14 protein-coding genes and 2 tRNA genes are annotated in these 14093 nt (G+C 66.8%); 5 read left to right on the plus strand and 11 right to left on the minus strand.

All coding sequences use genetic code 11. From position 1 onward, the window contains the following. Positions 1 to 15: 15 nt before the first annotated feature. On the minus strand, positions 16 to 1440 hold the full coding sequence (gene leuC, locus ACFXHA_RS37110; protein WP_379364630.1) for a 3-isopropylmalate dehydratase large subunit: 1425 nt from the start codon (positions 1438 to 1440) through the stop codon (positions 16 to 18). Positions 1441 to 1571: 131 nt separating this feature from the next. On the opposite strand from leuC, the gene ACFXHA_RS37115 reads away from it, so the two are divergent. Then, on the plus strand, positions 1572 to 2273 hold the full coding sequence (locus ACFXHA_RS37115) for an IclR family transcriptional regulator (RefSeq protein WP_379364632.1): 702 nt from the start codon (positions 1572 to 1574) through the stop codon (positions 2271 to 2273). A gap of 160 nt (positions 2274 to 2433) precedes the next feature. Continuing rightward, positions 2434 to 2934: a pyridoxamine 5'-phosphate oxidase family protein gene (locus ACFXHA_RS37120; RefSeq protein WP_379364634.1), complete on the plus strand. Its 501-nt coding sequence runs from the start codon at positions 2434 to 2436 to the stop codon at positions 2932 to 2934. Positions 2935 to 3037: 103 nt separating this feature from the next. On the opposite strand, the gene ACFXHA_RS37125 is transcribed toward ACFXHA_RS37120, so the two are convergent. From ACFXHA_RS37125 to ACFXHA_RS37140, 4 genes are all read right to left on the minus strand, one after another. Continuing rightward, positions 3038 to 3110, minus strand: a tRNA-Glu gene (locus ACFXHA_RS37125). Between the two features lie 66 nt (positions 3111 to 3176). Then, positions 3177 to 3248, minus strand: a tRNA-Gln gene (locus ACFXHA_RS37130). Between the two features lie 134 nt (positions 3249 to 3382). Beyond that, positions 3383 to 4849, minus strand: coding sequence for a glutamate--tRNA ligase (gltX, locus tag ACFXHA_RS37135; protein ID WP_379364636.1), 1467 nt, complete (start codon positions 4847 to 4849; stop codon positions 3383 to 3385). 13 nt (positions 4850 to 4862) lie between these two features. After that, positions 4863 to 5636, minus strand: a complete 774-nt coding sequence (locus ACFXHA_RS37140) for a fumarylacetoacetate hydrolase family protein (RefSeq protein ID WP_379364638.1) — start codon at positions 5634 to 5636, stop codon at positions 4863 to 4865. Between the two features lie 327 nt (positions 5637 to 5963). Here ACFXHA_RS37140 and ACFXHA_RS37145 point away from each other — a divergent pair, with 327 nt between their 5' ends. Further along, complete coding sequence (locus ACFXHA_RS37145) at positions 5964 to 7166, plus strand: MFS transporter (RefSeq protein ID WP_379364640.1); 1203 nt, start codon at positions 5964 to 5966, stop codon at positions 7164 to 7166. Positions 7167 to 7454: 288 nt separating this feature from the next. On the opposite strand, the gene ACFXHA_RS37150 is transcribed toward ACFXHA_RS37145, so the two are convergent. Both ACFXHA_RS37150 and ACFXHA_RS37155 read right to left on the minus strand, forming a co-directional pair. After that, the gene (locus tag ACFXHA_RS37150; protein ID WP_379364642.1) at positions 7455 to 8462 is read right to left on the minus strand and encodes a 3-isopropylmalate dehydrogenase; all 1008 of its coding nucleotides are present in this window, start codon (positions 8460 to 8462) and stop codon (positions 7455 to 7457) included. 128 nt (positions 8463 to 8590) lie between these two features. Next, a complete protein-coding gene (locus ACFXHA_RS37155) occupies positions 8591 to 8902 on the minus strand; it encodes a hypothetical protein (RefSeq protein WP_379364644.1) in 312 nt (103 codons plus the stop codon). Positions 8903 to 8962: 60 nt separating this feature from the next. Here ACFXHA_RS37155 and ACFXHA_RS37160 point away from each other — a divergent pair, with 60 nt between their 5' ends. Together ACFXHA_RS37160 and ACFXHA_RS37165 are read left to right on the plus strand one after the other, a co-directional pair. After that, on the plus strand, positions 8963 to 9205 hold the full coding sequence (locus tag ACFXHA_RS37160) for a hypothetical protein (RefSeq protein WP_379364646.1): 243 nt from the start codon (positions 8963 to 8965) through the stop codon (positions 9203 to 9205). Positions 9206 to 9228: 23 nt separating this feature from the next. Next, positions 9229 to 9471, plus strand: coding sequence for a hypothetical protein (locus ACFXHA_RS37165; RefSeq protein ID WP_379364648.1), 243 nt, complete (start codon positions 9229 to 9231; stop codon positions 9469 to 9471). Between the two features lie 82 nt (positions 9472 to 9553). Here ACFXHA_RS37165 and serA read toward each other — a convergent pair whose 3' ends face one another. From serA to ACFXHA_RS37185, 4 genes are all read right to left on the minus strand, one after another. Beyond that, on the minus strand, positions 9554 to 11152 hold the full coding sequence (serA, locus tag ACFXHA_RS37170) for a phosphoglycerate dehydrogenase (RefSeq protein WP_379364650.1): 1599 nt from the start codon (positions 11150 to 11152) through the stop codon (positions 9554 to 9556). A 219-nt stretch (positions 11153 to 11371) separates the two neighbouring features. Next, on the minus strand, positions 11372 to 11776 hold the full coding sequence (locus tag ACFXHA_RS37175; RefSeq protein ID WP_379364652.1) for a globin domain-containing protein: 405 nt from the start codon (positions 11774 to 11776) through the stop codon (positions 11372 to 11374). A gap of 101 nt (positions 11777 to 11877) precedes the next feature. Beyond that, positions 11878 to 12606: a DivIVA domain-containing protein gene (locus ACFXHA_RS37180; RefSeq protein WP_379364654.1), complete on the minus strand. Its 729-nt coding sequence runs from the start codon at positions 12604 to 12606 to the stop codon at positions 11878 to 11880. Next, positions 12597 to 13763 (minus strand): globin domain-containing protein, encoded by a 1167-nt coding sequence (locus ACFXHA_RS37185; RefSeq protein ID WP_379364656.1) that lies wholly within the window; start codon positions 13761 to 13763, stop codon positions 12597 to 12599. Before ACFXHA_RS37185 ends, ACFXHA_RS37180 begins: the two co-directional genes overlap by 10 nt. Positions 13764 to 14093: the final 330 nt, after the last annotated feature.

Genomic DNA, 14093 nt, shown 5'->3' on the forward strand with positions numbered 1-14093 from the left:
GCCGCGGGCGAGCGATCAGTTCAGATCGGCAGGTGAGGACAGGGTTCCGCGCACCGCGGTGGCCGCCGCGACCAGCGGCGAGACCAGGTGCGTACGGCCGCCCTTGCCCTGTCGCCCTTCGAAGTTCCGGTTGGAAGTCGAGGCACAACGCTGACCGGGGGAAAGCTGATCCGGGTTCATACCCAGGCACATCGAGCAGCCCGCCTGACGCCATTCCGCGCCCGCGGCGGTGAAAATCTCGCCCAGACCCTCGTTCTCGGCCTGCAGCCGCACCCGCATCGAGCCCGGCACGATCAGCATGCGTACACCGTCCGCGACGTGCCGACCCTTCAAAACATCGGCCACCGCGCGCAGATCCTCGATCCGGCCGTTGGTGCAGGAGCCCACGAAAACCGTGTCCACGGTCACCTCACGCAGCGGAGTGCCCGGCGTCAGATCCATGTACTGCAGCGCCTTCTCGGCGGCCGCGCGCTCGTTCTCGTCGAAGATCTGCTCCGGGTCCGGCACCGAGGCGCCCAGCGGCAGGCCCTGTCCCGGGTTGGTGCCCCAGGTGACGAAGGGGGTCAGCGTGGAGGCGTCGATGTGCACCTCGGCGTCGAAAACCGCACCCTCATCGGTCTTCAGGGCGTCCCAGGCGGCGACGGCCGCATCCCACTCCGCGCCCTCCGGGGCGTGCGGACGGCCCTTCAGGAACTCGTAGGTGACCTCGTCGGGGGCCACCATGCCCGCCCGGGCACCGGCCTCGATCGACATGTTGCACATGGTCATCCGGGCCTCCATGGACATGGAGCGCACGGCCGCACCGCGGTATTCGAGGACATAACCCTGACCGCCGCCGGTACCGATCTGCGCGATGACCGCCAGGATCACATCCTTGGAGGTGACACCCTCGGGCAGCTCGCCATCGATATTGATGGCCATGGTCTTGAAGGGACGCAACGACAAAGTCTGCGTCGCCAGCACGTGTTCCACTTCCGAGGTGCCGATGCCCATGGCCAGCGCACCGAACGCGCCGTGGGTGGAGGTGTGCGAATCACCGCACACCACCGTGGTTCCCGGCTGGGTCAGACCCAGCTGCGGGCCGACCACGTGCACGATGCCCTGATCGAGATCGCCCATGCGGTGCAGGCGGACACCGAATTCCTGACAGTTCTTACGCAGCGTCTCGACCTGGGTGCGCGACACCGGATCCGCGATCGGCTTGTCGATATCGATCGTCGGGACGTTGTGGTCCTCGGTGGCGATGGTGAGATCCGGACGGCGCACGGGACGGCCGGCGGCGCGCAGGCCGTCGAACGCCTGCGGGCTGGTGACCTCGTGCACCAGGTGCAGGTCGATGTAGATGAGATCGGGCTCGCGATGCTCGCCCTCGCCACCGCCGCGAACGACGACATGCTGATCCCAGACCTTCTCCGCCAGAGTGCGTGGCCGGTCGGCCATAGCTCCATCACCTCTCGATAGACAATCCCGCGCCCGGGCTGGTGACGCAGGGCTCGCGTCCGAGCTGGGGTGGCCGGTCAGCCATGCAGTCAATTTGCATTTCCCAACATGCGAGACGCTAATATCGTTCTATGAGACAGCATAGCGGTATCGGAGTTCTGGACAAAGCCATGGCAGTCCTGCACGCCGTAGCCGAGCAACCCTGCGGCCTCAACGAGCTCTGCGCCCGCACCGGCCTGCCCCGAGCCACCGCACACCGCCTGGCCGTGGGCCTGGAGACGCATCGCATGCTGTCGCGCGACAGCCAGGGTTTGTGGCGGCCGGGCCCGGCCCTGTCGGAACTCGCGACAACCGCCAGCGACCCCCTGCTGGACGCCGCTTCCACCATCCTGCCGCGCCTGCGCGAGATCACCGGCGAGAGCGTCCAGCTCTACCGCCGCGACGGCAATGCCCGCGTCTGCGTGGCCGCCATGGAACCCGCCGCGGGTCTGCGCGACACCGTGCCCATCGGAGCCCGCCTGCCGCTGACCGCCGGCTCGGCCGCGAAAGTGCTACTGGCCTGGGCCGATCCGGATCTGCAGCGGACCGTCCTACCCGAGGCGGTCTTCGGCGAGCGCGCACTCGCCGAGGTCCGCCGCCGCGGCTGGGCGCAGAGCGCGGCCGAGCGGGCGGCCGGGGTGGCCAGCGTGTCCGCACCCGTCCGCGACGCGGCGGGCGGCGTGATCGCGGCCGTCTCGGTCTCCGGACCCATCGACCGCATGGGCCGCCGCCCGGGCGCGCGCTGGGCCGCCGACCTGGTCGCCGCCGCCGACGCCCTCCACAAGCGCCTCTGAGGTCCACAAGCCACGCTGACGGACTTTGCCGCCCTCGGGTAACCCCCGGGGTGGCCTCAACCGTCACGACAGCCCCAGCGGCCGCCCAGCGGTCCTGGGGCTTTTTGCTGCCCGACGGGCACTGTGACCGGGCTCATACGCCGTAAATTACAGTCGGCCCATGGGAGTTAATCAACGCGCGCAGATCGTGATGTCAGATGCTGAGATCACCGAATTCATCGAGCGCAGCCGCATCGCCACCATGGCCACGCTGGGCGCCACGGGCGCGCCCCACCTGGTCGCCATGTGGTACGCGGTGATCGATGGCGAGATCTGGTTCGAGACCAAGGCCAAGGCCCAGAAGACGGTGAATCTGCGCCGTGATCCGCGCATCACCGTGATGCTCGAGGCCGGCGACACCTACGACCAACTGCGCGGAATTTCCCTGGAGGGCCGCGCCGAGGTCATCGAGGATGCCGAGGCCCTGTTCAAAGTGGGAATCAGCGTGTGGGAGCGCTACACCGGGCCGTACAGCGAAGAGATGAAACCGTTCGTGGACCAGATGCTGCACAAGCGCGTGGCCGTGCGGGTGGTGCCCGAACGCGTCCGCAGTTGGGATCACCGGAAACTCGGATTGCCCGCGATGCCCAAGGGCGGCACCACAGCTCAGCCGCTGGACTAGTACCGCAGCGCACTTTGCGCCAGTTCCACTAGTTGAACCGAGAAAGCCGCACACCGCAAAAAAGTGAAGGCCCCCAACCGATTGGCTGGGGGCCTTCACCTTGTAGTCCCGACGGGATTTGAACCCGCGCTACCGCCTTGAGAGGGCGGCGTCCTAGGCCGCTAGACGACGGGACCAGGAGTTGAGATTCCGATGGTTTGCACCACCGGAGCTTCTCGAATCGAGAGCCGAAGCTCTCGCAGCTGGGGTACCAGGACTCGAACCTAGAATGGCTGAACCAGAATCAGCTGTGTTGCCAATTACACCATACCCCATTGACCTGGGCTTTCAGGTTCTCCCCGGGGGAAGTTCCTGACCGCTTTCCGGCCGAGAAGAAGATTAGCAGCAACCTACCGTAGATACACAAACCGGCTGGTCAGGGGCCGGTTTGTGCACCTTTTCAGCTACTTCAGGAGAGCTCGGCAGCGGCTGCGCGGAGCCGTTCCATGGTGAGCTCGCGACCCAGCAGTTCCATCGACTGGTAGAGCGGCGGGCTGATGTGGGAACCACTCACCGCGACGCGCGCAGGCGCGAACGCCTTGTTGGGCTTGAGACCCAGGTCGTCGACAAGCGCCGCCTTGAGCACCTCCTCGAGTGCGGCCGAGTTCCATTCCGAAACGCCTTCGAGGGCTTTTATCGTCGCCTGCAGCACCGGGGCGGCATCTTCCTTGAGATTCTTCGCCTTCGACGCGGGGTCGATAGCGAACTCTTCAGGCTTGATGAACAGGAACTTCACCAGATCCCAGGCTTCGCTGAGCACCTTGATCCGGGTCTGCACGAGATCGGCCACAGTTTCGAACATCTTCTCGTCGATCTCGGCGCCGATATGTCCGTGTTGTGTGAGGTACTCGCGCAGCCGGTGAGCAAAATCACCGGGCTCCAACAGACGAATATGTTCGCCGTTGAGCGCATCCGCCTTCTTCTGATCGAATCGCGCCGGATTCGAATTCACTTTCGAGATATCAAAGGCTTCGACCATCTCCGCCATGGAGAAGACGTCATGATCATCCGCGATGCCCCAGCCGAGCAGCGCCAGATAATTCAGCAAACCCTCCGGAATGAAGCCCCGATCCCGGTGATGGAAGAGATTCGACTCCGGATCGCGCTTGGACAACTTCTTGTTGCCCTGACCCATCACGAACGGCAGGTGCCCGAACTCCGGCGTGAAGTCCGCGACGCCGATTCGGATCAGCGACTCGTAGAGCGCCAGCTGGCGCGGAGTCGATGACAGCAAATCCTCGCCACGCAAAACGTGGGTGATCTTCATCATCGCGTCGTCGACCGGGTTGACCAGCGTATAAAGCGGATCACCATTACCGCGGGTGAGTGCGAAATCGGGGACCACGCCCGCCCGGAAGGTGGTCTCACCGCGCACCAGGTCGCGCCAGGTGAGGTCGTGGGCGGGCATGCGCAGGCGGATCACCGCGTTGCGGCCCTCGGCCTTGTAGGCGGAGATCTGCTCGGGTGTCAGGTCGCGGTCGAAGTTGTCGTAGCCCAGCTTGGGATCCCGGCCGGCGGCCTTGTGACGGGCCTCGACTTCCTCAGGCGTGGAGAAGGATTCGTAGGCCTCCCCCGCCGCCAGCAGGCGCTGCACCACATCGAGATGAATGTCACGCCGCTGCGACTGCCGGTATGGCTCGTAGGGGCCGCCGACCTCCGGGCCCTCGTCCCAGGTGAGGCCGAGCCAGCGCAGGGCGTCGAGGATGGCCGCGTAGGACTCCTCGGAATCGCGTGCGGCGTCGGTGTCTTCGATGCGGAAGACGAAGGTGCCGCCGTGGTGGCGCGCGAAGGCCCAGTTGAACAGGGCGGTGCGGACCAGTCCCACATGCGGTGTGCCCGTGGGAGACGGGCAGAAACGTACCCGGACGTCGGTCATGGCTCTCTCTCGTTCAGCGTTTGGCGGCAACGGGATTGGACAGGGTGCCGATACCGGACACGGTGACCGACACGGTCTGACCGGCCTGCAGCGGACCCACGCCCTCCGGCGTGCCGGTGAGGATGACATCGCCGGGGAGCAAGGTCATTACGGTGGTGACCCATTCGATCAGCTTCGGAATATCGTGCAGCAGAAGTGAAGTGCGACTGCGCTGCTTCACCTGGCCGTCGACCTCGGTGACGATCTCCAGATCCGAAGGGTCCAGCGAGGTCTCGATCCACGGGCCGAGCGGGCAGAAGGTGTCGTAGCCCTTGGCGCGGGTCCACTGGCCGTCGTGGCGCTGCTGATCGCGGGCGGTGACGTCGTTGGCGACGGTGTAGCCCAGGATGACCTCGTTGGCGCGGGCGGCGGGCACGTCCTTGCAGGGGCGGCCGATCACGATCGCCAGCTCGCCCTCGTAGTCCACCTGAGAAGAGCTGGGCGGCAGGATGATCGGCGCGTTGGGGCTCTGGATCGAGGTGCTCGGCTTCATGAAGATGACCGGGTCGGCCGGGGCCGGGCCGCCCATTTCCTCGGCGTGCGCGGCGTAGTTCTTGCCGATGCAGATCACCTTGCTGGCCAGGATCGGGGCGAGCAGGCGGACGTCGGCCAGCGGCCAGCTGCGACCGGTGAAGGTCGGGGTGCCGAACGGGTGTTCGGCGATTTCACGGGCGACGGCTGACGAATCGTCTCCTTCGATACTGACGAAAGCGACTCCATCTGGGCTGGCAACTCGACCTAGGCGCATGGTTGGCATCCTATCGACCGGCTTCGACCTGCCCGAACGCGCCCGACCGCGGGGCAGGACCGGGCAGCGGGGTGGTGGTGTGGCGGCGGCTCGGGCGGGGCGGCGGACCGGGTGGCATTCCGGCCCGCATCGTCCCGATCCCATTGTGGAAAGCGCTTATACGCAAGGCAACTCACTTTTCGCCACCCGTCTATCAAGATCGGTAGCCGGGTGTGAGCAAACTGACAGCTCGTCCCGGAAATCGTCTTGCGCCCCAGGTGTACCGTAGGGTCCGATGTTCAAAGAGTAAGACGTTGGTTCCACATAGTGAGACGCGAGGTGAGGGTCATGACCACCGTGACACGGATAGGTGCGACGCGACGGTGGAGCATGCTGGCCCTCGGCGTCTTCGCGCAGACCTCCACCGCGGTCATGACTAACGGCGCCCCCTTCCTGCTGCCGTCACTGACCCAGCGCGGAATGTCGCTGGCCACGGCCGGTCTGCTGGTGGCGATGCCGCTGATCGGGCTGTGCTGCACGCTGATCGCGTGGGGCTGGATCGTCGATCAGGTGGGCGAGCGCACGGCCCTGGTGGCCGGTCCCGCGATCATGTTCGTGACGGGCATCGCGGCGGCCTGCGTCACGAACTACGTTGCGCTGGGGGCATTGCTGTTCCTGGCCGGGGCGGGCGGCGGCAGCACCAACGGGGCCAGCGGACGGGTCATCGTGGGCTGGTTCCCCAAGGATCAGCGCGGACTGGCCATGGGCATCCGGCAGACCGCACAACCGCTGGGTGTGGCCGTCGGGGCCGTGACGATTCCCGCCGTCGCTGCGGCGCACGGCTTCTCGATGGCCGTGCTGGTGCCCGCGGTGATGGCGGGTCTGGCCGCGATCAGCTGCTTGGTCGGGATTGTGGATCCGCCGCGGCCCGAATCCGCCGGTGGCGCAGGACGTCCCATGAATCCCTATCGCGGCGATTCGACGCTGTGGCGCATTCACGGGGTATCGATTCTGCTGGTCATCCCCCAGGCCACCATCTGGACGTTCGGTCTGCTGTGGCTGCACCGCGATGTCGGAATGTCGCTGGCGGCAGCGGGTGCGCTGGTCACGGGCACCCAAATCGTGGGCGCGGCAGGGCGAATCGGCGCGGGTATCTGGTCGGATCGGGTCGGCAGCCGGTTGCGGCCGCTGCGCACGGTGGCGGTGATGGCCGTTATCTCCATGGCCGCCTTGGCCGTATCGGCGTGGGCGCACTGGTGGTGGGCAGCCATCCCGATTCTGGTGGCGGCCTCCGCGATCACGGTGGCCGACAATGGCCTGGCCTTCACCGCGGTGGCCGAGATCGCGGGTCCGTACTGGTCCGGGCGTGGATTGGGCATCCAGAACACGGGGCAGAATCTGGCCGCGGCCGCGATCGCGCCGGCCTTCGGCGCGCTGATCACGGCGTCCGGTTTCCCGATCACCTATGCGCTGGCCGCGCTGATCGCACTGGCGGCGGTGCCGCTGGTGCCGAGGGGTTCAGTCCCGTTGGTGCCCACCGGTTCCCGCTGAACTGCTGATCTTCGGCAAATCAGGAAGAGCTGCGCCCGTTACGTTTTCGCATCCGAATGCAATGATGCGATATGCCTCACTGCCCCAGCAGGTTTCACGAAACCCGCTCTCAGGATGGCATTTCGGTCACGGTTAGGGAACGGGCGAAGGGTGTGACTCGGTCGGATTTCGATCAAGCGGGCACTGGTACGAACCAGTGAATCACCTTGTCGCCGTCGATATTCGGCCACGGACACGAACAAGCCCCCGTCCCCGCAGCAGCGGGAACGGGGGCTTGACCGTTATGTCCTACAGCGAGGCGGCGATCCGGTCGCCGATCGCGACGGTCGAGGCCGCACCCGAGCGCGACTCCAGATCCTTGGCGACGGCGGTCTCGATGCGCGCGGCCTCCTCGGCCTTACCGAGATGGTTGAGCAGCAACGCCACCGACAGAATCGCGGCGGTCGGGTCGGCCTTCGACTGGCCCGCGATGTCCGGGGCCGAACCGTGGACCGGCTCGAACATGGACGGGTTGGTGCCGGAGGCGTCGATATTGCCGGAGGCGGCCAGGCCGATACCACCGGAGACGGCGGCGGCCAGGTCGGTGATGATGTCGCCGAACAGGTTGTCGGTGACGATCACGTCGAAGCGGCCCGGGTCGGTGACCATGTGGATGGTGGCGGCATCGATGTGCTGGTAGGCGGTTTCGATGTCCGGGTACTCCGCGCCGACCTCGGCGACCGTGCGCGACCACAGCGAACCGGCGAACGCGAGCACGTTGTTCTTGTGCACCAGGGTCAGGTGCTTGCGGCGCTTGCGAGCGGTCTCGTAGGCGTAGCGGACCACGCGCTCGACGCCGAAGCGGGTGTTGGTGGAGACCTCGGTGGCCACCTCGTGCGGGGTGTTCACGCGGATCGCGCCGCCGGTGCCGGTGTAGGGGCCCTCGGTGCCCTCACGCACGACCACGAAGTCGATGTCCGGGTTGGCGGCCAGCGGGCTGGTGACACCCGGGTACAGCTTGGAGGGGCGCAGGTTCACGTGGTGATCCAGCTCGAAGCGGGTGCGCAGCAGCAGGCCGCGCTCGAGCAGGCCGGACTGTACCGACGGGTCGCCGATGGCGCCCAGCAGGATGGCGTCGTGCTGCTTGAGCTCCGGGATCACGTTGTCCGGGAGGATCTCGCCGGTGGCATGGAACCGCTTGGCTCCCAGGTCGTATTCGGTCTTCTCGACACCGGGCACCACCGTGTCGAGCACCTTGAGGGCCTCGGCGATGACCTCGGGACCGATACCGTCGCCCGGAATGACAGCCAGTTTCATGAAATCCATGCTCCGTTTCGTGATCCGCTCCGCGCTGGCAGGAGACTCCATCGGCCACCATAGCGGGTAGCCTCACAACCCCTTTCACCAGGGCGAATCGCTCCCAACCAGTGGGACGGATCGAGGGTTCAGGGCTGAATTCCCGCTCGCCGGCACTCCTGTTGCACCTTGAGCGACAAAGCGTCCTGCTGCGCGGACACCGTGTGGCACCACTGCTGGGCCTGCTCGCCGCAGGCCCGCTGTTGCTGCCCACCCATCGACCCGGCGGAAAGCACTGCGACACAGCCGTTCTCGGAGCGGCTGTAGTCGGGCCGATGATCGAAGAGCGCCCACGCCACCGCCCCGGCCACGATCAGCACGGCGACCAGGGCGGTACCGATCACCAGATGGCGCCGCTCCCGCCCGGTGAGCGGCTCGGTGGGCGGCGTCTTTCCACGCATTCACCAATAATCCGCGAGAAACCCGCCCGCTTCACCCGATTCGGGCGCGAAAATCGAGTCATGCACGCGTCGTACCCGCTCCACTCGACCGTCCACTGTGTCGTCACCGGACATGGAGCCCATTGGGTTTCGGTCCGCACCGCCTCGGGCCGGTCCGGCACCATCGAGTGCGATCTCCTGCACGAACGGTCCGGGCCCTGCCGTCCGGGCGTTTGGCCCCGCATCGGTGACCACCTGACCTGCACCGTGCTCGGCTACACCCGCAACGGGTTGATCCGCTTCGGCGCGCCGACACCGGACTGAACGCGCCGGGTAGGGTTCGGCAGATGTTCGATAATCTCCGACTCGAGCGCAAACTCGTTCGCCTGGAACGCAAGATCGATCTCATCATCGAGCACCTGGGCATCCACGATCCGGCCGGCACCATCGACTACGCCGAGATCGACGAACTCCTGCAGCGCGGCAAGAAGATTCACGCCATCAAGGCGTACCGCGAGCAGAACCCGACGGCGAGCCTCGTCGAGGCCAAGGACATCATCGACGCCCGCTCCGACCGCCGCGACCGCTGATCCCCGAATCACACCGACCCTGAACAGCACTGTGCCCCTGCCGTTTTCGACGGCAGGGGCACAGTGTTTCAGACGGTGTGCGTCAGCTCAGGTCGACCTGGGCGACCTTCGCGGCGCCGACGGCCTCGGTGATGGCGGTCTGGACGTCGGCGGGGACGTCCTTGTTGACGCGGAGGATGACGGTGGCACCCTCCTTGTCCAGGTCCTGGGTCATCTGGGCGGCCTGGATGTCGATGCCGGCGTCGCCGAGCTTGGTGGCCAGGCGGCCGAGCTGGCCGGGCTTGTCCTCGTAGTTGACGACGGCCAGGTTGAGGCCCTCGGCGCGCATGTCGTAGTTGCGGCCGTTGATGTTGACGATCTTCTGGACCTGGTGCGGCTCGGTGAGGGTGCCGGCCACGTTCAGGGTGCGGCCGTCGCCGAACACGGCGCGCAGGTCGACCAGGCTGCGGTGAGTCGGGCTCTCCGAGATGGTGGTGACGGTGGCCTCCAGGCCGCGGTCCTTGGCCAGCGACGGGGCGTTGACGAAGGTGACCGAGTCCTCGATCAGGGCCGAGAAGACGCCGCGCAGGGCCGAGAGCTCCAGTACCGCAACATCATTGGCGGTCAGCTCGCCGCGCACCTGGACCTCGAGCGAGACCGGCAGCTCGTCGGCGAGCGCACCAAGCAGGGCGCCCTGCTTGCGGACGATCTCCAGCCACGGGGCGACCTCTTCGGTGACCGAGCCACCGGTGACGTTCACCGCGCCGGGCACGAACTCGCCCGCGAGAGCCAGCTGCACCGACTTGGCCACATCGGTGCCCGCGCGGTCCTGGGCTTCGGCGGTCGAAGCGCCGAGGTGCGGGGTGACGACGACCTGCGGCAGCTCGAAAAGCGGGCTGTCGGTGGACGGCTCGGTCTCGAACACGTCGATACCGGCGCCGCGCACGTGGCCGGAGGTGATGGCGTCGGCCAGGGCCTGCTCGTCGATCAGACCGCCACGGGCGGCGTTGACGATGATGACGCCCTTCTTGGTCTTGGCCAGCGTCTCCTTGTTCAGCATGCCCTTGGTCTCAGGAGTCTTGGGCAGGTGAATGGAGATGAAGTCGGCGCGCTCGAGCACCTCGTCCAAGGTCAGCAGCTCGATGCCCAGCTGGGCGGCGCGGGCCGGCGAGGTGTAGGGGTCGTACGCGATGACCTTGGTCTCGAAGGCGGCGAGGCGCTGCGCGAACAGCTGGCCGATGCGGCCCAGGCCGATGACGCCGACGGTCTTGCCGAAGATCTCGACACCGTTGAACTTGCTGCGCTGCCAGGTGTGCTCGCGCAGGGTGGCGTCGGCGGCCGGGATCTGACGCGCGGCCGAGAGCAGCAGGGTGACGGCGTGCTCGGCGGCGGTGTGGATGTTGGAGGTCGGGGCGTTGACGACCATGACACCGCGCTCGGTGGCCGCGGGCACATCGACATTGTCGAGGCCGACGCCGGCGCGGGCGACGATCTTGAGGTTCTTGCCGGCCTCGAGCACCTCGGCGTCGACGGTGGTGGCCGAACGCACCAGCAGCGCATCGGCTTCCGGCACGGCCGCGAGCAGCTCGGCGCGGTTGGGGCCGTCGACCCAGCGAACCTCGACGCCGGAGCCCAGCGCGTCGACGGTCGACTGGGCGAGCTTGTCGGCGATCAGAACAACAGGGCGGCCTGCTTGGCTCACGGTGGGGTACTCCTGAGGAAGGGATCCGGATTTACGGGCGTCAGCTTAATGGGCTTGGTTCCGAGGTGTTTTACCGCCTGGTAGGCAACCGCCATCAAAGCTGTGAACTGCGGGTTTCCGAACTCGTATATCTATACGGGCCGGTTGGTCGATTTACTTCCGGCCGGAGAGAGCAGAAGCCGGTCCCGACATCCGGGACCGGCTTCCCACGAGCACGACTCAGGCGACGGAGATGTCGGCCGACAGCATCAGATCCGCCACCGCGCCGTAGGCCGCGGTCCAGGTCTGCGCGAGTTCCGGCGTCCAGCCGTCACCCAGGAAGTGCTCGAGGGTGGCGAGCAGCGAGGCGCCCGCCACCGGATAGTGCTCGGCGACGACGCCGAGGCGGGCGTGGTGCGCGCCCAGCTGCTGCACGAAGGACGGGTCGTCGGCGAGGGTCTGCACATTGGTGACGATCCGGGCCAGACCCGACAGGAAGCGCTCCCGCTGCGGTCCCAGATCCTCGGCGAACATGCCCCGCACCTCGGGGTGCGCGGCGAAGAGGTGGTCGTAGAAGTACTCGACGGCCTGCGGGCCGATCGCGTCGACCTGCTGCCAACTGGACTGCAACGCTTCGATATTCACAGGAGTGCTCCCCAATTCTGTTCTCGCGTGGGCTGTTCCTCGCGGGGCTGTCGCGAGGACTCGATGCTGTGACTACGTATTTCAGTGCTGTGCTGCGTATTTCAGTGCTGTGCTGCGTGTTCCACGCCCGCGGCCGGTAGGCCGGAGGGGAACGGATCACCGGGCAGCGCACCGACGGTGGCTCCCGGCAGCGGCAGCAGTGCCAGCTTGTCGACCTCGATGTTCAAGGTGGCGACAATGGCCTGCAACTGCGACCGCAGCAGCTCGGAGTAGGCGCGCAGCTGCTCGTGGCGCTGGTCCTCCAGCTCCGGATCCGGATAGCCGACTCGGGTCGAGCCCGCGGAATCCCTTGCCCGCTGCAGCAATTCGCGCTGCTGGGCGCGCGCGACCGACATCAGGTCGCGCGCATGCTGTTCGGCCTGTTCGACAATGCTGTCGGCGGAGAGCTGCGCGCGGTTGAGGACGTGCACGGCGCGGGCGCTGATGCCCAGCTCGTCCTTCTCCAAATCGTCCTGCAGCCTTGCGATCTCCCAGTGCGCGTTGGCCAGCTGCTGCTGCAACTCGGCCACCTCACCGGCCGACGCCATGGTCTGCATCTGCATCTGCAGGGCCTCGCTCTTGGCGGACAGCTGCATGTTCTCCCGTTGCAGCCGAGCCAGTTCCGGGGAATTGCTGGTGAGGGTGAGATTGCGGTTCTCGCGGGCCAGCCGGGTCATGGCGGCGCGGACATGCTCGAGGAAGCGGTCGACCTCCTCGGCGTCGTAACCCTTGCGGCCCAGGCGCGCGTTCTTGAAGCGAACGGAACGAATGTCGTCGGGCTTCACATCCATTGGGCCACCTTGTTCCTCTGTGACTCGGCGTGGTTGGCACCCGGCGCCTGTCCGAACGTCTCGAATCTGATTGCGTGGCGCGGCATTCCGGCGGTGGTCAGCGCCGTCACGGTCGCAGTGACCATGGCGGGCGAGCCGCAGACCAGCGCGGTGGTGCCGGTCAGGTCGCGGCCGCGGGCGGCCACCGCGCCGACGGTGCCCTGCACGCCGTGGAAGCCCGGATCCTCGGAAACCACGGGGGTATAGGAGAACCAGGGATTGTCGGTGAGCGCGGTGAGGGCCTCGTGGTCGTAGAGATTCCACGAGGTGCGCACTCCGTGCAGTAGTTGTACGCGCGGCACGGTCATGTGCTCGGCCTCCTGGGCGAACCTGTCGACCAGGGCGCGCAGCGGCGCGAGACCCGAGCCGCCCGCGATCAGCAGCAGGTTTTCCACTGCACCGGAAGGGATCTGGAAGGCGGTGCCGACGGGCGAGCCGAGCCGGACCTGATCGCCGGGGCGGACCTGCCGGGCGAAGGTGGTGCTGACCTCGCCGCCGTCGACCACCTGCACGTGGATCTCGAAGGTGCCGTCGGGGCGCGGGGCATTGGCGGGCGAGTAGTAGCGCCACAGGCGCGGGCGCTGTGGGATCTCGACGGCCAGCGACTGGCCTGCCGCGTAGTTGTAGGGCAGATGCGGGCGCAGCGTGTGCACGGTGACGTCGATGCTGCGGCGTTCGGTGGCGACGATCTCGGCGTCCCACCAGGCCGGAGTGTTCGAGGCCTGCTCGGCCGCGTCGATCATGATGTCGGCCACCGCATAGTAGGCGGCGGTCCAGGTCTGGGCGAGTTCGTCGGTCCAGCGCGGGCCGAGGAAGTGCGCGAGGGTGGCCAGCAGGGAGGCGCCCGCGGCCGGGTAGTGCGCGCCGACCGCGCCGAAGCGGCGGTGGTCACGGCCCAGCTGGGCCACGAATTCGGGGTCGGCGGCCAGGGATTCGACATTGCTGACGATGCGGCCGAGGGCGGCGAAGAACTTCTCGCGCTGCCCGGTCATCCGGATGGGGAACATCTCGCGCACCTCGGGGTGCGCCAGGAACAGGTGCGCGTAGAAGTACTGGACGGCCTCGTCGCCGACCCGCTCGACCAGCCGCCAACTGCTCTGCAGTGCCTCGACGTTCATGTGGACACCAACACTCGAACACTCCCTCTGGACACGACCATGTCCGCATCATCAGTGCGAGTGAGTCATGGACGACCGTCCGGATGCGGCAAACATAGGGCATTGCCGTGGGTGTGTCTAAACGAAAGTGCGACACCGAATTTCAGCAAACGTGCAGCGAATTGCGCGTCCGATGTGGGGAATTTAGGGCGGCAGAGACGCCGGTCACAGATAGCCGAAAGCCCGGCATCGGAGCTACGGAGTCCGAGGCCGGGCTTTCGAAAGTCGAATCAATCGACGGTCAGCTGCTATCAGCGGCCGAAGGAACCCGTCCACAGGGTGTTCAGAATG

Origin of the sequence: Nocardia sp. NPDC059240 (assembly GCF_042753865.1) — a bacterium.
Classification (GTDB): domain Bacteria; phylum Actinomycetota; class Actinomycetes; order Mycobacteriales; family Mycobacteriaceae; genus Nocardia.